Source organism: Rhodanobacter hydrolyticus (genome assembly GCF_044904645.1).
Window position 1 is genome coordinate 1,020,199 of sequence record NZ_JADIKK010000008.1, and the last position, 19,462, is coordinate 1,039,660.

The 19,462-nt window shown below is 64.7% G+C and carries 14 protein-coding genes and 2 pseudogenes; 7 read left to right on the forward strand and 9 right to left on the reverse strand.

What is annotated here, in order from left to right:
* Nucleotides 1-261 precede the first annotated feature (261 nt).
* Both ISP25_RS07055 and ISP25_RS07060 read right to left on the reverse strand, forming a co-directional pair.
* A complete protein-coding gene (locus ISP25_RS07055; RefSeq protein ID WP_404612739.1) occupies nt 262-930 on the reverse strand; it encodes a hypothetical protein in 669 nt (222 codons plus the stop codon).
* 2 nt (nt 931-932) lie between these two features.
* On the reverse strand, nt 933-1,454 hold the full coding sequence (locus ISP25_RS07060; protein ID WP_192154664.1) for an RNA polymerase sigma factor: 522 nt from the start codon (nt 1,452-1,454) through the stop codon (nt 933-935).
* 191 nt (nt 1,455-1,645) lie between these two features.
* On the opposite strand from ISP25_RS07060, the pseudogene ISP25_RS07065 reads away from it, so the two are divergent.
* The 5 genes and pseudogenes from ISP25_RS07065 to ISP25_RS07085 all read left to right on the forward strand — a co-directional run.
* Nucleotides 1,646-2,131 (forward strand): annotated as a pseudogene (locus ISP25_RS07065) (SLAC1 family transporter); the annotation flags it as partial.
* 94 nt (nt 2,132-2,225) lie between these two features.
* Nucleotides 2,226-2,510, forward strand: a pseudogene (locus ISP25_RS07070) (SLAC1 family transporter); the annotation flags it as partial.
* Between the two features lie 165 nt (nt 2,511-2,675).
* Nucleotides 2,676-3,338 carry a DUF502 domain-containing protein gene (locus ISP25_RS07075; protein ID WP_192154661.1) on the forward strand — a complete coding sequence of 221 codons (663 nt, stop codon included), beginning with the start codon at nt 2,676-2,678 and terminating at the stop codon, nt 3,336-3,338.
* A 108-nt stretch (nt 3,339-3,446) separates the two neighbouring features.
* Complete coding sequence (locus ISP25_RS07080; RefSeq protein ID WP_404612741.1) at nt 3,447-5,246, forward strand: M14 family metallopeptidase; 1,800 nt, start codon at nt 3,447-3,449, stop codon at nt 5,244-5,246.
* 126 nt (nt 5,247-5,372) lie between these two features.
* The gene (locus tag ISP25_RS07085; protein ID WP_192154659.1) at nt 5,373-7,505 is read left to right on the forward strand and encodes a M13 family metallopeptidase; all 2,133 of its coding nucleotides are present in this window, start codon (nt 5,373-5,375) and stop codon (nt 7,503-7,505) included.
* Nucleotides 7,506-7,623: 118 nt separating this feature from the next.
* On the opposite strand, the gene panE is transcribed toward ISP25_RS07085, so the two are convergent.
* A complete protein-coding gene (gene panE / locus ISP25_RS07090) occupies nt 7,624-8,550 on the reverse strand; it encodes a 2-dehydropantoate 2-reductase (RefSeq protein ID WP_404612743.1) in 927 nt (308 codons plus the stop codon).
* 230 nt (nt 8,551-8,780) lie between these two features.
* On the opposite strand from panE, the gene ISP25_RS07095 reads away from it, so the two are divergent.
* Nucleotides 8,781-11,123 (forward strand): catecholate siderophore receptor Fiu, encoded by a 2,343-nt coding sequence (locus tag ISP25_RS07095; RefSeq protein WP_404612745.1) that lies wholly within the window; start codon nt 8,781-8,783, stop codon nt 11,121-11,123.
* Between the two features lie 211 nt (nt 11,124-11,334).
* Complete coding sequence (locus ISP25_RS07100; protein ID WP_404612747.1) at nt 11,335-12,012, forward strand: Fe2+-dependent dioxygenase; 678 nt, start codon at nt 11,335-11,337, stop codon at nt 12,010-12,012.
* A gap of 102 nt (nt 12,013-12,114) precedes the next feature.
* Here the strand turns inward: ISP25_RS07100 and ISP25_RS07105 are convergent, their stop codons facing one another.
* From ISP25_RS07105 to ISP25_RS07130, 6 genes are all read right to left on the reverse strand, one after another.
* Nucleotides 12,115-12,645, reverse strand: coding sequence for a type IV pilin protein (locus ISP25_RS07105; protein ID WP_404612749.1), 531 nt, complete (start codon nt 12,643-12,645; stop codon nt 12,115-12,117).
* A 10-nt stretch (nt 12,646-12,655) separates the two neighbouring features.
* Nucleotides 12,656-16,537 carry a pilus assembly protein gene (locus tag ISP25_RS07110; RefSeq protein ID WP_404612751.1) on the reverse strand — a complete coding sequence of 1,294 codons (3,882 nt, stop codon included), beginning with the start codon at nt 16,535-16,537 and terminating at the stop codon, nt 12,656-12,658.
* Between the two features lie 68 nt (nt 16,538-16,605).
* Entirely contained in the window at nt 16,606-17,208 is a 603-nt protein-coding gene (locus tag ISP25_RS07115; protein ID WP_404612753.1) for a pilus assembly PilX family protein, read from the reverse strand.
* A gap of 1 nt (nt 17,209) precedes the next feature.
* Nucleotides 17,210-18,202, reverse strand: a complete 993-nt coding sequence (locus tag ISP25_RS07120) for a PilW family protein (RefSeq protein ID WP_404612755.1) — start codon at nt 18,200-18,202, stop codon at nt 17,210-17,212.
* Entirely contained in the window at nt 18,199-18,693 is a 495-nt protein-coding gene (gene pilV, locus ISP25_RS07125) for a type IV pilus modification protein PilV (RefSeq protein WP_404612757.1), read from the reverse strand. The genes ISP25_RS07120 and pilV overlap by 4 nt, the downstream gene beginning before the upstream one ends.
* Nucleotides 18,694-18,704: 11 nt before the next feature.
* Complete coding sequence (locus ISP25_RS07130) at nt 18,705-19,322, reverse strand: GspH/FimT family pseudopilin (protein WP_404612759.1); 618 nt, start codon at nt 19,320-19,322, stop codon at nt 18,705-18,707.
* Nucleotides 19,323-19,462: the final 140 nt, after the last annotated feature.

The following is a 19,462-nucleotide window of genomic DNA, read 5'->3' on the forward strand; positions in this document are numbered from 1 at the left end:
TCGTCGGTTGCGAGAGCTAACGTCCATCGTCGTCAACATCACCTCGACGAAGCCCATGGACATCACGAACTCGCCTATCGCCCCCGCTGCTTCCACGAAGCGTCCCGAGACTTCTGTCGACATCGCGCGCAGCCATGGTGAACACATCGGTTACCTTCCCCGCGATTCGCGGGCGGAACTGGACGCCGCCTACGAGGCGCTCGTTTCGTGCGAGTCGGCCTGTCGATTGCGCAGGCGATGACGCGTCACGGGTCGCACGCCTCACTCCCGCTCGAATCGCGCGATCTCCTGCAACGCTGATTCGGCCTTCACGATGGCGCTGCCGGCGAAGTTGTTCTCCAGCCAGCGGCGGTGGCCCAGTTTGCGCAACACCACGTAAGCCAGCGCGACCACGCCCAGCGAAACGATCACGCTCGACACCAGCCATACCACCGTGCCGGGCCGCAGGTGCTGCCAGAGGGCAAAGCCGCCGACGCGATCCGCTTCATACTGCGCCAGCATCATCAATGCTGGAATCCAGATGATGCTGCCCAGCACGGCGAACACCGGCGCCTCCACCTTCACCCGCCACGCGCGCATCTGCGCCAGTCGGCGCTGGATCTCCAACACCGGCGCGGCGTAATCGATGCCTTGCTGCATCGAGAGCAGCCGCGCCGGAAAGATCAGCGCCAGCGTGCCGAATGCCTGCATGGCGATGCCGCAGGCCATCGCCTGCCACAGGCCCACATGCGTCGACCAGAAACTGATGCCCCACAGCATCAGCACGATACCCAGCGCGATCTGCAGCGACTGCCCCCACACCAGCGGCCGCAGGTGGCGGCGCAGGCGATCGGCCTGTCCCTGGCGGAACAACTGTTCGTTCAACGCGTTCTGCCGTTCCAGTTGCCGGCCCAGCGTCTGCCACGCAAGCTTCATCTCGTCGAGTTCCATGGTCATGCTCCGGTGGTGGCCGCGGCGGTCATCCGGCCGCGCAGCCGGGTCTTGATGCGATTGATCTTGGTGGCCACGTTGGTGGCGCTGATGCCGAGCACTTCGGCGATTTCGGCGTAACTCCGGTCTTCCAGGTACAGCAGGATCAGCGCGCGGTTGAGCGCGTCCAGCTCGCCGATGAAGGCGTACAGCGCGTCGAGACGTTCGTCCGGCTCCACGGCCGGTTCGCCCGCGATGGTTTCCAGATGCGCATCGTCCAACGGCTCGAAGCGCACAGCCTCGCCGCCGGCGCGGCGCAGGTGCGAGATCGCCACGTTCAGTGCGATGCGGTATAGCCAGGTGCTGAACTTCGCGCGCCGCTCGTCGAAAGCCGCGAAGGATCGCCACAGCTGCGCGCCGATCTCCTGCGCCAGGTCGAGCCGCTCTTCGGCACCCCGTGCGTAGACGCCGGCCACCTTGAACACGATGCCCCGGTGTTCGCGCCACAGTGCCTCGAAACGTTGCTGGTCTGCCTTGCCGCCCATGTCCGTCCACGCATCCCCGTCGTTGCCAGCATGATTCGCACGGGCGCGGGAAAAATCACAGTGCGTCACCCGGCGATGACGCCGGCGGCTCGCATAATCGCCGCAATGGGCTTGCGGAGAACCGCATGGCACTGGCTGAAAACCTGTTGATCCGCGTGCGCCGGCTCGACCCGGGCTGCTTTGCGCTGGTGATGGCCACCGGGATCGTGTCGGTGGACGCCAGCCAGCACGGCCTGCCGCGGCTGGCGCAGGCGCTGTTCGTGCTCAACCTGCTGACCTATGCGTGGCTGCTGGCGCTGAGCCTGCTGCGGCTGGCGCGCTTCCGCCACGAAGTGGTGGCAGACTTCACCGATCCTTCGCGCGGAGCCGGCTTCCTCACCTTGGCCGCAGCCACCTGCGTGCTGGGCAGCCAGTGCGTGCTGGTCCGTCCGCTGCCCATGCTGGCGGCAGTACTGTCGGTGGCCGGCGCGGCGCTGTGGCTCGTGCTGATCTATCTATTCTTCGCCGCCACCATCACCGCGCGCTTCAAGCCCAGCTTCACCCGCAGCATCAATGGCGGCTGGCTGGTGGCGGTGGTGTCCACCCAGGCGTTGTCGGCACTCTTGACCCTGGTCGCGGCCAACCGAGCCGACCCTGATCGCCTCCAGTTCATGGCGCTGAGCCTGTACATGCTGGGCGCGGCACTGTATCTGCTGATCATCACCCTGGTGGTGTACCGCATGGTGTTCTTCCCGCTGCGCGCGCGAGTTCACCCCGCCGTACTGGATCGACATGGGCGCGCTGGCCGTCACCACGCTCGCCGGCAGCCTGATCGTGATCCACGCGCCAGCGCGCGGCGTGCTGACCGAGCTGCTGCCGTTCGTGAAGGGTTTCACGCTGTTCTTCTGGGCCACCGCCACCTGGTGGATTCCGCTGCTGGTGATCCTGGAGGTGTGGCGGCACGTGTGGCGCCACGTTCCGCTGCGCTACGAGACGGATGATTGGGACATCGTGTTCCCGATCGGCATGTACACCGTGGGTACGTTCGAACTGGCACAGGCACTGCACGCCGACTTCCTGCTGGCGATCCCCGCCGTCGGCGTGTACGCGAGCCTCGCGTTGTGGCTGCTGGTGGCTGATCGGCCTGCGCCGGCTGTACCGCAAGGGACTGCGGCATGGCACGCACGCGCAACACTGAGTCGTTCCCTACAATGGGCCCTCCCTCTTCACCTGTGCATCGCCATGCCCCCGCTTCGAGTCAAACGCTACCTGATCACTGGCCTGCTCACCTTCCTGCCGTTGTGGGTCACGGTGCTGGTGTTCAAGTTCGTGCTGGGACTGTTGGCTGGCATCGGCGCCCCCATGGTGGCAGCGCTGACGGAAACGCTGAGGCTGGTCGCTCCACACGCCGCCGATACGCTCAACAAGAGCGGCCTGGTGTTCGTGCTCGCCCTGCTGCTGACGCTGGGCGGCCTGTACACCGTGGGTTGGCTGGCGAACCGCGTGATCGGCCGGCGCCTCCTCGATGCCTTCGACGCCCTGCTGCAGCGCATACCGCTGGTGCAGACGATCTACGGCGGCACCAAGAAGCTGACCGCGGTACTGCAGAACAAACCCGGCGGCACGCAGCGCGTGGTGCTGGTGGATTTCCCGCGGCCGGGCATGAAGGTGGTGGGCTTCGTCACCCGCACACTGATCGAGGAAGGCACCGGCCGCGAGATGGCGGCGGTGTACATCCCCACCACGCCCAATCCCACCGGCGGCTACCTGGAACTGGTGCCGATGAGCGAACTCACGCCCACCGATTGGACGATGGACCAGGCGATGGCCTTCATCATCTCCGGCGGCGCAGTGGCACCGGACAGCCTGCCGGCGCCACAGCGCCTGCCCGACCACGCACCCTGACTGCAGGAGCGCACCCTGTGCGCGATTGCCTTTCGCTTCGATCGGAGCACAAAGCAATCGCGCACAGGGTGCGCTCCTGCGCAAACCACCCGACTGGGGAAAATCCACATGCATAAATGGTCGTTGCTCGCCCTGCTCGCCTTCGCCGCCACCGGCGCGCACGCCACCGACTGGACCACGCCCGCCGAAGCCGCGCACTTCCGCACCACGCCGAGCTACGCCGACACGCTGGCGTACCTCGAACGGCTGCAACACGCGGCGCCCGGCAAGATCAGACTGGAAACCTTCGGCACCACGCCGGAAGGCCGGCCGATGACGGTGGTGATCGCCAGCGGCGACGGCACGTTCACGCCAGAGGCCGCGCGTGCGGCGCACAGGCCCGTCGTGCTGGTGCAGGCCGGCATCCATCCCGGCGAGATCGAGGGCAAGGACGCCGGACTGATGCTGCTGCGCGACTTCGCCGTCACCGGCAAGTACCCGCACCTGCTCGACCACTCGGTGTTGGTCTATATACCGGTGTTCAGCGTGGACGGCCACGAACACAGCTCACCGTACAACCGCATCAACCAGAACGGCCCGCAGAGCATGGGCTTCCGCGGCCAGTCGCAATACCTCAACCTCAACCGCGACTACATAAAGGCCGACGCGCCGGAAATGCGCGCATGGCTGAAGCTGTGGCAGGCATGGCTGCCGGACTTCTTAGTGGATGTGCACACCACCGACGGTGCGGACTACCAGTACGACCTCACCTGGTACACCGAGGATCCGCACAAGCTGGCTCCCGTGCTCGCGGACTGGCAGAAGCACCTTACCGACACCGTGATGCCTGCGTACGACAGGCGCGGCCATCTCGCCTCGATCTACCTGGAGTTCAAGGACGGCGCCGATCCCACCAAGGGCATCGAGAATTTCGGCTCCGGTCCGCGCTTCTCCACCGGCTATGCGGCGCTGCAAAACCGGCCCGCGCTGCTGATCGAAACGCACATGCTCAAACCCTACGCAGTACGCGTGCAGGCGGCATACGACCTGATCGAACTGATGCTGGCCGATATCGACGCGCATCCTGCTGCGCTGCTTGAGGCCACCACCAAGGCCGATGCCGACACCATCGCCCGCGCACACGATGCGCATGCCAGCGTGCCGCTCACCTTCAAGCCCGACCCGATTTCGACGCCCTACGAGCTGAAAGGCTACGCATATACGTTGACCCGCAGCGACATCTCCGGCGGCACCTGGATCCAATACGACCCGCACACACCGAAAACCTACGACATACCGAACTGGAACGGGCTGCTGCCCGACCTTTCCGTCACGCCATCTGCCGCCTACGTGGTGCCCGCGCAGTGGACGACGATCATCGACAGGCTCGATGCGCACGGCATCCGCTATCGGCGCCTCGACCACGCCATGACGATCACCGCCGAGGGCTACCAGTTGGAGGATCCGAAATGGGCGACGAAGCCTTTCGAGGGCCACCTGATGCTGCGCGACTTCAAGCTCGCCAGCGTGCAGCGCACCGTCACCCTGCCGCCCGGCTCGGTGGTCGTCCCCATGGATCAACGGGCCGCCAACGTGGCCATCGAACTGCTGGAACCGCAAGCCCCCGACTCCCTGCTGCAGTGGGGCTATCTCGACGCCATCTTCGAAGCCAAGGAATACGGCGAACCGCGGGTGCTGGAAAGGCTGGCGCGCGACATGCTGGCGAAGGACCCGGCACTGAAAGCCGCGTTCGACAAGAAGCTGCACGACGACCCGGCTTTCGCCGCCAACAGTTACGCGCGGCTGGATTTCTTCTTCCGCCATTCGCCGTGGTATGCGGTGCAGGACGTGGGGGCTTATCCGGTGCTGCGGCTGGACGCGGCCGGGCTCCGGCAGCTGCCCATTGCCAGCCCCACCCCTGACCTTTGACACTGTGCCGACCATGACGAACGACCTAGCGTGGGCGGTCATGGTCGGAGGGGGTAACCACCGAGGCCCGGCCAGCACACGCAGACGCCGCCACGGCGGCACCACACACGAAAGAGAGGGAAGTCCATGACCCAGCAATTCCTGAAGCCCCTGGCGCTGGCCGCCGCTGTCGCGTTGGCGCTGACCGGCTGCGGCAAGAGCGAGCAGGCCGCCGCACCGGCACCGGCCAAGGCGGCCACCGCCCCTGCCCCTGCCGCCACCACCGCTGCAGCCGCCGCACCGACCAGCGTGTTCGACGTCAGCGAACTGGGCGCGAGCACCGAGGCCTGTACGGACTTCAACAGCTTCGTCAACGCGAAGTGGGTCGCCGCCAACCCGATCCCGTCGGACTACCCCATGTGGGGATCCTTTGTCCAACTGTACGCCAAGAGCCTGGACGACCAGCACCAGCTGGTCGAGGACGCCGCCAAGGGCGCCGACAGCGCCAAGGCCGGCTCGGTCGAGCAGAAGATCGGCTGGCTGTACAAGTCGGGCATGGACGACGCCGCGATCGAAAAGGCCGGCTTCGACCCGGTCAAGCCCAAGCTCGCCGCCATCGACGGCCTGAAGAACACCGCCGACATCGTGAACTTCCTCAACCAGGACGCCGCCGATGGCGACGGCCAGGTGTTCAGCTTCGGCTCCGGCGCCGACTTCAAGGACGCCACCCAGCAGATAGGCTTCGCGAACCAGGGCGGCCTGGGCCTGCCCACCAAGGACTACTACTTCAAGCCCGAATACAAGGATCTGCGCACTGCGTACGTCGCCTATATCGCCAAGACGCTGGAACTGGCCGGCGTGGCCGAGGCCGATGCCAAGCAGCAGGCCGACGCGGTGATGAAGTTCGAGACGGCGCTGGCCGGCGCCTCGCTGGCGCCCACCGAGATGCGCGACCTCGACAACCAATACCACTTCGTCAGCGTCAAGGACGCCGACAAGGTCACCCCGCACTTCAGCTGGGAACAGTTCTTCAAGGCCCAGGGCGTGACCATCGACAACGGCTTCTCGCTGTCCCAGCCGAAGTTCTTCGCCGAGTTCGACAAGCTGCTGACCGGCGCGCCGGTGTCCGAGTGGCAGGCCTACCTGCGCTTCCACACCATCGACGACGCCTCCAATGCGCTGTCCAAGACCTTCCGCGACAACAAGTTCGACTTCTACGGCAAGACCCTGTCCGGCACGCCCGAGCAGAAAGCGCGCTGGAAGCAGGTGCTGGGCGACGTCAACGGCGCGATGGGCATGGGTCTGGGCGAGCTGTACGTGGCCAAGTACTTCACGCCGGAAGCCAAGCAGCGTGCCGAGGAACTCGTCACCAACGTGCGCGACGCGCTGAAGAACCGCATCGAGCACCTGGACTGGATGAGCGACACCACCAAGGCCAAGGCCGTCGACAAGTGGAACAAGTTCCTGCCCAAGATCGGCTATCCCGATCAGGGCGAGTGGCGCGACTGGTCCGGCCTCACCATCAGCCAGGATAACTGGTACGCCAACCTGCAGGCGGCGCAGAAGTACAACTACCAGTACGACCTCTCGCACATCGGCAAGAAGACCGACCGCAAGGAATGGGGCATGACCCCGCAGACGGTCAACGCCTACTACGACCCCAGCACCAACACCATCAACTTCCCGGCCGCGATCCTGCAGGCGCCGTTCTTCTATGCGAAGGGCGACGACGCGATCAACTACGGCGGCATCGGCGCGGTGATCGGCCACGAATCCAGCCACGGCTTCGACGACCAGGGCAGCCAGTTCGACGGCGACGGCAACAAGAAGGACTGGTGGACGCCGCAGGACAAGAAGCAGTTCGACGAGCGCACCAAGGCGCTGGTGGACCAGTACGACGGCTACGCGCCGATCAAGGACAAGCCGGACCTGCACGTCAACGGCAAGCTGACCCTGGGCGAGAACATCGCCGACCTGGGCGGCCTCAACATCGCCTACGAGGCGCTGCAGACCGCGCTGAAGAAGGACCCGTCCGAGGCCGACCAGAAGATCGACGGCTACACCCAGGACCAGCGCTTCTTCCTCAACTGGGCGCGCGTGTGGCGCGGCAGCATGCGCGAGAAGGCGGCCGAGCTGCGCCTCAACACCGACCCACACTCGCCGATCGCGATCCGCGCGATCGCTTCGCCGTCGGACATGACCGCCTTCGCCACTGCCTTCCAGTGCAAGCCAGGCGATGCGATGGTGCGTTCGGGCGACAAACAGGTGAAGATCTGGTGACACCCTCCGAACCGCGACGCTTGTCGTCGCGGTTCGTGCACTTTCAAGCGCCGCGCACAAGCGCGGCGCTTTTTTATGCGCGCTGCATGCACTCCTCAACCATGCAACGGCAGCCGCCTCAACTGCGCACCCTACGCGCTTCGTAAGCCTTCAAATGTGCGTACGCGAGGCGCAATAGCGGCGTGGCCACGCCATGTGCTTCGCCACGCGCCAGCAGATCGCCGAGCACGTGGTCTGCTTCGACGCGACTGCCGTGCTCGAGGTCGCGCAGCATCGAGGCGCTGAACGTGGAACCGGCCTCGGTCAACAGGCCGTGGGCGCGCTCGATCACCGCCGCGCCTGGCTCGTGGCCACAGGCGACGGCGATGCGGCGGCAGTCGTCGAGCAGGGCCAGCGTGGCCTCGCGACCGCCTGGCGCGGCCACGATGTCGCCAACCGGCGCGCGCATCAGGCAGGTGATGCCGGCAAGGGCGGCGAGGAACACCCATTTGTCCCACATGTCCTGCACGGCATGACGGCTGGCGCGCGCGTCGAAGTTCGCGCCTGCCATCGCCTGCGCGATGCGTCGCACGCGCTCCGAATCGCTGCCGTCGCGCTCGCCGAAGCCGAGGCTGTGGGTGCGGTTGAGATGGCGCACGGTGCCGTCGTCGTCCAGCGTGGCGGCAATGGCGCATTGCCCACCCAGCACGCGGGCGGCGCCGAAGCGCGCATCGAGCAGATCGAGCTGACGCATGCCGTTGAGCACGGGCAGCACTGTGCTCTGTTCGCCCATGGCGGGCACGATGTCCTCCATGGCCTGCGGCAAATCCCAGGCTTTGCAGCTCAACAGGACGAGGTCGAATGGCGCGCGCAGCGTGGCCACGGTGACCGTGGGCGGCGCTGCCATGTCCGCATCGCCCGTCGCGCTGCGGATGCGCAGGCCATGCTGCGCGAGCATCGCCGCTCGCCGCTCGCGCACCAGAAAGGTCACGTCCTGCCCTGCCTGCAGCAAGCGGCCGCCGAAATAGCCGCCGGTGGCGCCGGCGCCCACGATCAGGATGCGCATTGCTCTGGTTTCCTTGTGACTAAGTCCGTTCAAGCGTAGCGCCACGATTCGCCGCTGCCGAGCCGCCCGAGATCCGCTGCGCGCCTGAATCGCGCACGCATTTATTGCGAATCATTCTTGTTTGAATTAACCTCGCCGCCGATCCGCACGGGGCAACCGCGCCATCGCGACATGCGAAGGCAGCACCACCCTGCGCCCCCTGTTCCGAACTGCCGTGGAGCGTTTCACCGATGGATTTCGTCAAGAGCCGCAAGCATCCCGTGGCGCGCCGCGTTGCCGCCTCTCCGCTCACCGCCGCCACGCTGGCGACCGGCCTTGCGCTGGCGTTGCCCGCCATGGCGACCGACGCCTCGTCGCCCACCACCGATGCGCAAACTTCCCAGGCCAAACACCTGCAAGGCGTCACGGTGGAAGGCACCACCACCACCGCGCAACTCTCCTCGCCCAAGTTCACCCAGCCGCTGGTGGACACGCCGCAAACCATCCAGGTCATCAGCAAGGACCTGATCCAGCAACAAGGCGCCACCACGCTCACCGAAGCGCTGCGCAACACGCCTGGCGTGGGCACGTTCTTCCTGGGCGAGAACGGCTCCACCAATACCGGCGACGCCGTCTACATGCGTGGCTTCAACACCACCAGCAGCATCTTCGTGGATGGCGTGCGCGACCTGAACACCATCTCCCGCGACGTGTTCAACATCGAACAGATCGAGGTGACCAAGGGCCCGGACAGCACGGAATACGGCCGTACCGCGCCTTCCGGCGCCATCAACATGGTGACCAAGCAGCCTACGCTGAAAGACGCCGCGTCCGGTTCGGTGTCCTACGGCAGCTATGACCAGAAACGCGCCACCGCCGACTGGAACCAGCAGATCGGCAACGGCGCCGCCTTCCGCCTCAACGTGCTCGACCAGAACAGCGGCGTGCCCGGCCGCCACGACGTGGAGAACGATCGCTGGGGCGTGGCGCCCTCGCTGGCCCTGGGGCTGAACACGTCCACGCGCGTGTACCTCGATTTCTTGCACGTGAAGCAGGACAACGTGCCCGATGGCGGCGTGCCTACCATCGGCCTGCCCGGCTACTCCTCGCCCGATCCCACGCGCCCGTTCATCGCCAATGCGCCGGCGGTCGATCCCAGCAACTTCTACGGCACCGACCAGGATCATGATCATGTCGTCGAGAACATGTTCACCGCGATCCTGCAGCACGACTTCTCGGACAACGTGACGCTGCACGACACCCTGCGCTGGGGCCGCACGCAGGAGAACTATCTGCTCACCTCGTTCACGGCCACCGCCGCCAATCTGTTGACGCCAAACCCGGCCGATCCGTCCACCTGGACGCTGGCGCGCAGCAATCCGAATTTCGAGGACCAGATCAACCGCATCGTCGCCAACCAGCTCAACCTCGCCGCCAACTTCGATACGGGCGCGATCAGCCACAGCCTCAGCACCGGCATCGAACTGAGCCAGGAGAAGCTCAACACCACCACGCTCGCCGCGCTCAACGGCAGCACCTGGCCCGCGGCCAATCTGTACGATCCGGATCCCGATGTCGGCACCGCGCTGCTCTATGGCCCCAACGGCGGCTGGACCAGCGGCAGGACCAACACGGCAGCCGCCTACCTGTTCGACACGCTGAAGTTCGGCGAGCAATGGCAGGTCAATGCCGGCGCGCGTCTCGACCACTACGACACCGACTTCGACAGCACCATCGCCTGCGGCGGCAAAAACGCGCCAGTCTGCGGCAAGCTGGCTACCGGCACCATCGTGCCAGGCCTCGCTGCCGATACGTCCGGCAACCTCACCAGCTGGCAGCTCGCGCTGATCTACAAGCCGGCGACAAACGGCAGCGTCTACGCAGCACTATCCACCTCCGCACAACCGCCCGGCGGCGACAGCCTCTCCCTGAGCAGCTCCGTCAACAGCGCGGACAACCCCATGCTCGAACCGGAACGGGCGCGCACCGCCGAAGTGGGCACCAAGTGGAACCTGTTCGACGAACGCCTGCTGCTGACCACCGCGCTCTATCGCACCACCGTCAGCAATGACCTGGAGCAGGACCCCACCACCCTGCTGTACTACCAGATCGGCCAGAAGCGCGTGCAGGGCGTGGAAATCACCGCGGTCGGCCAGATCACCACGAACTGGGCAGTCAATGCCGGCTTCACCAGCATGCACACCAGCCTCAGCAATGGAGGCGTCAGCAGCGCCACCAGCACCTCGGCGCCCGCCGCCGATGGCAGCAACGCGCTGGCCTACACGCCCAGGAGCGCCTTCACCAGCTGGACCACCTACCGCCTGCCGTTCGGCCTCACCATCGGCGGCGGTGCGCGCTACTCCGGCGAGATGCAGCGCGGCGCCGACAGCGCCATCGGCACGCCGCAGTACGCCAAGTCGTACTGGGTGTTCGACGCCATGGCCACCTACACCATCAACCGGCACTTCGACCTGCAGCTCAATCTCTACAACCTGTTCGACAAGACCTATGTGGCGGCAATCAACAAGAGCGGCTACCGCTATATCCCGGGCACGCCGCGTTCAGGCATGCTGACGGCGAACTTCCACTTCTGATGAAGAAGCGGCTTAACCGCTGCAACCGTTTGCCCTGGGCGTAGCGCCGAGGGCGCGGCGCAGAGAGTAGCCACGGATGGCCGCGCTCTGATCAGCGAGGAAGTCGAAGGATCGTGGTACGCGAGGCACTTCGACTTTGCCTGCCAGCGCAAGCTACGCTCGGCACGAACGAATCCTGGCCATCCGGCAGCCTACGTCGAGAAACATCCCCATGCTGCTGCACATCCCCGACATCCTCGACCGCGAACAGCTCAAACAGCTGCGCACTGCGCTGGATACTGCCGAATGGACCGACGGCCGTGAAACCGTAGGAGCGCAGGGCGCGCAGGTGAAACACAACGTGCAATTGCCCGACGCCTCGCCGCTGCGCAGGCAACTGGGCGAAACGGTGCTCACCGCGCTGGCGAAGCATCCGCTCTACCACGCCGCCACCCTGCCCCTGCGCACGCTGTCGCCACGCTTCAACCGCTACGAGGGCGGCGGCGAATACGGCATGCACGTCGACGGCTCGGTAATGGCGCTGCCCAACGGCGAGCAGTTGCGCAGCGACATCTCCTGCACGCTGTTCCTCAGCGAACCGGACGAGTACGACGGCGGCGAACTGATCGTCAGCGATACCTACGGCGAGCACGAGGTGAAGCTTCCCGCCGGCGACGCCATCATCTACCCCGCGAGCAGTCTGCACCGCGTGCAACCGGTGACACGCGGCGCACGCATCGCCGCATTCTTCTGGGTGCAAAGCCTGGTGCGCGACGACGGTCGCCGTCGTCTGCTGTTCGAGCTGGATGCTTCGATCCAGCGCCTCGTCGCCACCGGCGCGGACCGCGACGCCGTGCTGCAGCTCACTGGTACCTATCACAACCTGCTACGGCAATGGGCAGAGAACTGAAGCGTTTCCTGAATCCATTGGAGGGTGCCCATACATGTACGCCTCGGCCTCGATCAGCGCCGAAGCATTAGCCTGCAAGCACTTCGCCACTCCGCTCGTTTCTCAACCACTCCAGCATTGCGCTGTGGTATTCGTGCCGCCCACGACGTTGCGCGCGCCGGTCTGATCGAGCGTCAGGGTGCCGCATTGCGTATCGCGTGTCTGCTGCGCATTGATCGGCGCGGCACGCAGGGTGTAACCGGTCGCTGAAGCGGCCGGCGCGGTGTATTGGTAGTTGTTGCCGGTCTGCGATGCCGCAGCGCAACCCAGCACCAGCGACGGTGCCGTACCGACGATCGGGTTCGCCGCTGCAGCCGCTGTTCCGGACGCTGCGGGGGCCTTGTCGTAACGCAAATTGGTTGTGTAGTAGCGCTCCATGTAATTCGCGTATTCGGACAAGCAGGCCGTCGCCGCCGCGCGATTGGTCTTGACCACGTAGCGCGAATACGAAGGAAGCGCGACGACCGCGAGAATCGCGATGATCGCCACCACGATCATCAGCTCGAGCAAAGTGAAACCCGCATCACGACGGTCACTGACCTGACGGGAGCGGCGTTCCGCCGTGCGATTGCTGTTAAAGGGAAGCCATTCCATCTTTCGCTCCTCAATGGGCAATCAGTTCACGCCAGGACACACGCTGAAGCGCGCCGACCGAACTCGACGTCTTGGCGCTGGACGTGGTGCCGTTGTCGAAGCTGATCAGCATGGAACTGCCGACGAAGATAGGGTTGTTCGGCAACGAACTGAAACCGAGTCCCGCCGCCGGCTTGCCGTCGATAAGGTCGTTCGAATCGATCTTGCCGTCGCCGTTGACGTCGAAGAACGACTGCGACGGATTGGTGCCGGTGAACGGGTCGAGCGCCATGATCCAACCCCTGCCGGACGGATTGCAGGGATCGCTGGCCTTGGGAATGCGCGTGGTACCGAGCAACAGGTTGCCTTGGAACTGGTTGGGCGTGACCATGCGCTCGCCCTGGGCGCCGGCTACCGGGGACACCAGATCGATGTACCAGCCCGACTTGCCGTCGATGGATACCTTGTCCGTGACCGCCTCGGCCAGCGTGGTCACGGCACGCGCATTACCCGCTTCTGCCGTGACGGAACGTTTCGCCAGATTGGCGCTGCGCGTCATGCTGGATCTGATGGCCAGCCCGCTGGTGCCGGATTGCACCACCAACCCATACCAGCTCTGCACACTGGCATCGGACAAATCGGTCGCATTCAGGTAGCGACCCGTGCCGAAGAATACCCACGTGTTCCCGGTTTTCGGATCCTTGCCAACCAACAGTCCGGCCGTGATCGGCTGCGCCTTGTTGCCGCCATCCAGGGCGATGAAGATCTTCGCGCCCGCGCTGCTCGGCGTGGCCGTGTCGCTCGTGCCCGTGCTGGTGTTGAGCGCGAACGACCACACGTTGCCATCCGCGTCGCCGGCATAGGCTGTGGTGCTCACGCCATTGCCGGAGGGGTCCATCCATACGGCGGGCGCGGCCAGGCCGCTGTTGTCGGTGGTGTCGTGTATGTTCAAGCTGCCATCGGCCAATGCGAACTGCAGCAATGCCGACTTGCCGACCGTGCTGTTGTAGCCGTTGCCGACCAGCACCGACCACGTGCCGTCTGCGGTCTGGGCAACCACCGGCTTGCCGACCATCTGCCCGATATAGTTGCTGTTCGTCAGCCCATCGGTCGCCGAACGCTCCCACAGGAACGCCACGTTGGCCGGATCGGTGACATCCAGCGCATATACGGCCCTGGCCAGGCCACGGCCGGTGGTTCCGATCAGGACCGTCCGCCAACTCGCCGGATTGCCGATGTATACGTCGGCAACGGTCAACTCGCCGTCGTTGAAGAAACCGTGCGCCACCGCGCCACCGTAATCCGGGCTGGCCAGCGCACTCAGCCCTGACATGATGACGGCACCGGGCAGATAGGCGAAGTTCTCCACACCGGAAGCGGCATCGATACCGTGCAGCATGCCGTCGTTGGCAGCCACGTAAACCGTACCGGCACGCCTGCTCCTGTCGCTCGCATACTGCGCAAAGGCCGACGAACCGATGAACGATTCGGTATAGAACTGGTTCGCGTTCGGCGCACCCACGTACACCGGCTGCGAATTGACGACATCGCCTATTGGCGTATCGCGGTTGCGGAACATGCCGCCGTTGGAAAGCTCCTGTGAGCCGTCGCCGCGCAGGTAATTGACCAGGGCGGCGCCGCTGAACACCGTACCTGTCGGCAGCGATACGGCAAGCAATGCGTCTTGTTGCGTCTTCGACAATTTGTCCCAGGCAAAATCCACGTATCTGCTGCCTGCGGCGGCACCGGAGTTGTAGGTCTTGATGCTACGGTTGGCAGCCATCGGCAAATTGCCCGAGGCCGTCCAACTGGGACTGTTGGCAATCGTGCCGGTGGTGGAATCCACTGCTAGCGACTTGAGATCGCCCTTCCATTTGGCCGTCCAGTAGTTGGCCTGATAGGCCACCGTACCGGTCTGCAACTGCGTGGAATTGGCGGCGAGGCTGGCACCGGTGCCCACGCGCTCGGCAGCACGCTTCAGCGCCTCCTTCAGACCATCGGAAAAATCCTTGGGACTCTTTGCCGAGAAAAAGCCGCCGTGGCCGTTGACCGCGGCATGGGCGAGGTCGGCAATGTTGTTGATGCTGTCGCCTTGCGGCTTGGGCCAGCTGAAGTTGCCGATCGCTTTGCCGCTGTTGCCATCGGCCCAGGCAAATATCTGCTCCATGCGGTCCTTGTCGAGCACGGCACCGGTACCGTCCTTCGCATCGAAGCCCATTCCCAGCGTGAACGTGGTCATGTGCTGCCAGAACGCCGGATCTTCCGTATTGGTCGGTACCTCGTTGTCGATACCCGGCTGCAGATCGGTTCGCCAGTACTTCATCGCCACATCGGCCAGCGTGTCGCTGTAGCTTGTGCCGGTAGTTGTTGTCTTGCTACAGGTACCTTTGTCCACACTGAGGGCGTAGCCGCTACCGCTGCACGTGGGCGCCTGCGTGCTGCCGTTGGAGCTTCGATAGCAGTAATAGGCCGAATGCGTGGCGTCGGGCGACTTCAACGTGTAGTTGCTGGAGCAGGACGCGGCCTTGGTGTCTGTCGTGGATGTGACCGAACCATCGGCGTACGGCACGGCCGGCGAATAGGCGTAACTCTGTTCGTTGTTCCCCGTAATGGTCGGGCCGCTGCTGCCGTCCACGTCGCCCACGCCGGAGAAGCTCTCGTTCCAGAAGCCGTCCGTCGTCAGGATGGTGTAGGACTGGCGGCATGCCAATTGGGTGCTGGCCGCCGCCGTGTTGTAGTCGGGATCGGAACTCATCCCGTTCCAGGGCTGTGCCGTCGAATAATAGGAACCGACCGCATCCAGCGCCTGTCGCAACGGCGTACCGCCATTGGCCGTGGCGTTGGCCACCCATTTCCAGAACTGGGTCTTCTGGTCGTTCGCGTCTGTTCCGTCGCCGAAAGGCTGCACCGCCGCGATGTAATTCGTGCCGCCGTTGTAGGCGTCCGAATAGCTGACGCGACTGGCAGGAAGGTTCTTGTAGTTGTTGTTGCCGCTGCCGCCGCCATCGATGGAACCGAAGCCGACGCGGAAGGTGGCGTCCAGCGTCGAGAACGCATTCATCAGACCGCTCTTGGCCAGCAGGATGCGCGTGCGGTAATACGAAAACCAGTTGGCCACGTTCTGCTGGGTTGCAGGTTTGTCGTCGCAAACTGCCTGCTGGGCTGCGGCAAGCAAGGCGCAGCTTCCCGCGATGCCGACATAGTGCTGAATGTTGCTGGCGCCAGTCGTATAGGTGAAGAAATACTTGTTGGCCGTGGTGCTTTTTGTGCACTGGGTGCCGTTCAGCACGTCACCGCTGCTGCAAGTCGGCACGTTGGGCGCGTAATAGGTGTAGGTAGGGTTCTTGCCGCCGCTGCTGCGCTGGCACTGGCCTTTGTTGGCACCGGCTGCCTGCAAGGAATCCCCCGCGGCACACGTCATCGTCGCGTCATAGGCACTCGTTGTGACGATCGGGAATGCCGTGTAGTACGGGAACGTCTTCGCGTAACTGCTGTTCCCGCCCGTGAACTGGGTGATGTCGGTTGCACCGGAGGCCGCGAACCCGTTCGTATAAGCATTCGTCAAGCCGGCGGGCGACGAATACTGGCTACCGTCTGCCCTCGGCGGTGGCGTGTAGGTCACCTCGGGGTTGTAGTAAGCGCCATTGATCGAGGCATTGCGCACGGCATCGTTGCTGGTGCTGCTCAGATAGCTCCAGTCCGGCATGTAGTCCCACGCCATCGACCCCGAGTCGTCCAACATCAGCACGATGTTGGGCGGCAACGAACGCTGGATGATCAGCGGCGACTGGTCGACGGTGACGACACCAGCCATCGCAGGGGTGATGCCGGTGGCACAAACCAGCACACTGGTGGCGAACAGGTAGCCCAGGAAGCCAGCAGCTTTGCCGCGCGGGTGGCACACGGGATTCATGGCGTCGTCGCTCCATGGATGTTGCAGCGTGGAATGCCCGTGCGCCACGCGCACGGGAAGCGCGTGGATCAGCCCTGCTTGACCATGGCTTGCAGCACCACCACGGCACGATCCCCCACCACGGCGGGATCGCCGCTGCGTGCGGTGATGCGGTAATACACGGCCGTCGTGGAAGTACCTTGCGCGCCATAGTTGTGGGAATTGGCGCTCTGGCCGAAACCGGTGCTGGTATTCGGGTTGTACCAATTGCCCATGTTTTCGATGACGTACTGCGGCTTGCTGGCCGCCAACCCGCCTGCATCGAACTGGCCGGTGCCGGTGCCTGGACTCACAGTGATGATCTTGCTGGTATCCAGCTTCGGATCGTCGAACGGGTTGCCCTGGCAGAACACGCCGCCGGCCTGGCAGTTGCGCGCAATGTCTCCGGGATTGCCCGTGATCCGCGCAGTGGCCGCGCGCACCGCCGCTTCGGCACTCTGGAAAGCGACCTGCCGATCAAACAGGTTGGCTGCCATCCGCTGCTGCATGATCGTGCCGCGCACGGCGGCCAGGCCCACCAGCGTAATCACCACCAGCAGCAGCAAGGCCACTACCAGCGCGACGCCATGCTGCGCGGCGGGTGACGGAAAGGATCGTCGGCAGAGCGACAGGTTTGAACGGGAGTAGCGCATGTCAGTTCACCCGGTTGCGCACAGTGGTGGTGGCGATGAAGTCGCGCCGTAGCGCCTTGTCGTCGGTGCCGGCCCGCTGGTCGGCGCTCTCCAGCCACAGGTGTACCTGCACGGCATCGACCAGCGCCCAGTTGCCCACGTCGCTGGCTGGCACGAAACCGGTGTTGCCCGACTGGTGATAGGCGATGCCCATGCTGGTCACGCCACGCACCATTTCCTCTGCCTTGGATGCGGGTTCGCCATTGGTGTTGACCAGGCCTACGCGATACAGCGAACGACCGTTGTCGGAGTTGTTGCCCACGTACCAGTGGGCCACGCGCAGCCGAGTAACCAGCGCATTCGCGGCAAACACGTAGCTGGATGAACTGCTACATACCGTGGGGTAGTTGAGATCGGTGGTGCAGTTGCCTGGCGCGCCACCGGTTCCCGCATGGCTGATGGCGCCCGATACCAAACCGGTGATCTGCACCAGCGCGGCATGATCGGGGTCGCACACGAGCATCACGTCGCCCACCTTGAAGTCGGAACCGGCTTCGTTGAGGGTGAACGAAGCCGCCGGCTCGGCATTCGCCTTCACGCTCGCCCCCAGCCCTTCACCGCCCAGCAGCATCAGCGCATCGGTACCGGCCACCCGCTGGCCCGTGCCCCTGCCGGTGCTGGCGGCCGGATCGGTCTGGCTGCCGCCGTACCCGATCAATGTGTTGCTCCAGTTCGCCCACCACGCACTGCCGCCTGCGGCTGGACCGTTGTTGAGCACATTGGCCACCCGTCCTTCGTTGCTGCAGCCGGTGAGGCCGGCGTCACGGATGTCGCGCGCCATCATCTCGAAGGCCATGCGCGTGTTGTCCTGTACATCGCCCAGTGCCTGGCTGGTGCGGTAGGCACGCTGGTTGGCGAGGAAAACGCTGCTCACGCCCGCGATGACGACCAGGCCGAGCAACATGGCCACCATCAACTCGATCAGGGTGAAGCCCGCAAGCGCACGGCACTTCACAACATCGCCCTCGTGGCGATGGTCTGAACCCGGCTGCCACCCACGCCGGCGCGGCTGTCGTCGAAGGTGATGGTGATGGTGCAGTCGGCGGTGGCCCCCGTGTCCGCACAGGCCACCTGCCCCGTGGTGGTTTCCACCGCACCCAGGCCTTGACCCAGCTGTGCGCACCACAGGCCCAGCTGGGTCTCCGCCATCGTGCCGGAGGCATCCGGGCAGGCGTTGGCAATGATCTTCGAACTGCCCGTGCGGTCGTAACTGCCTGCCCGAGCGCCATCCATATCCGCGCGCATGGCATCGAGGATCGAATAACTCGCAATGGTTGCAAGGCTGCGCGCCATCGCACTGTTGTTGGTGGACAACGAACGCCCTTGCAACGCGGCGATGCCGAGAAAGGCGATGGAAAGCAGCAGTACCGCAACCAGTACTTCAATGAGGCCGACACCAGACTGGCGATGTCTGGACAGCACGCGCACCGCGCGTCGCGGGGACACGATCATTCCGTTCATGGCGAGGGACACGCTCCGCTGCTGGTCGTGGTAGCAAGAATCGAGCCGGCCCGCATGGTGATGATGCGGTGGTTGTCCTGGCTCATCTGGCTAGTGCAGATGTCGGCCACCTGGTCGCCGAAGGGCGTGCTGGTACCCGCCTGTTGCGCCTGCCCCTGCGCGGTGAAACGCAGCGCCGCCGCGTTGCCGTTGAGCTGCAGGGGTTGCACGAGGTTGGCCGGTCCTGCAAGCACCTGGCTGGCCTCGCCGCCGCTCAGGACCCACACCGCTCCGGTCTCGACGCCACAGGCGTCGCCAAGCGTGTCGCTGCTGTTGGCGCCAGTCGAGTTGCTGCAGAACTGCGTGCTGGAATTGCGCTTGACCGCTTCCATGCGCGCAGCATTGATCGCGCCGACGAGGCCGTTGGCGGCTGTATTGAGCCGGTTGGCGAGTGTGATATTGCGGAAGCTCGGCACGGCGATCGCCAGCAGGATCGCCGCAACCGCCAGCGTGATCATCAGTTCGACGATGGTGAAGCCGCATTGCTGGCGACATGCCAGCCTTCGGCTGACGACACCCTCCCAGCCTCGCATTCCGCCAGTGGATACGCTTCGCCATTGCGACTGAGCTTGCATGGCCACTCCTAGGTTCGGTGGCTATGCAGGCTAGCTTCGTATTTTATTACGTCAAGTATTTGCGACGACAGGCGGTAAGGAATCGCCGACGAATGGCATGATGATGCTCGATGAAGCGCTCTCCGTGCGTGAAGGGTGTT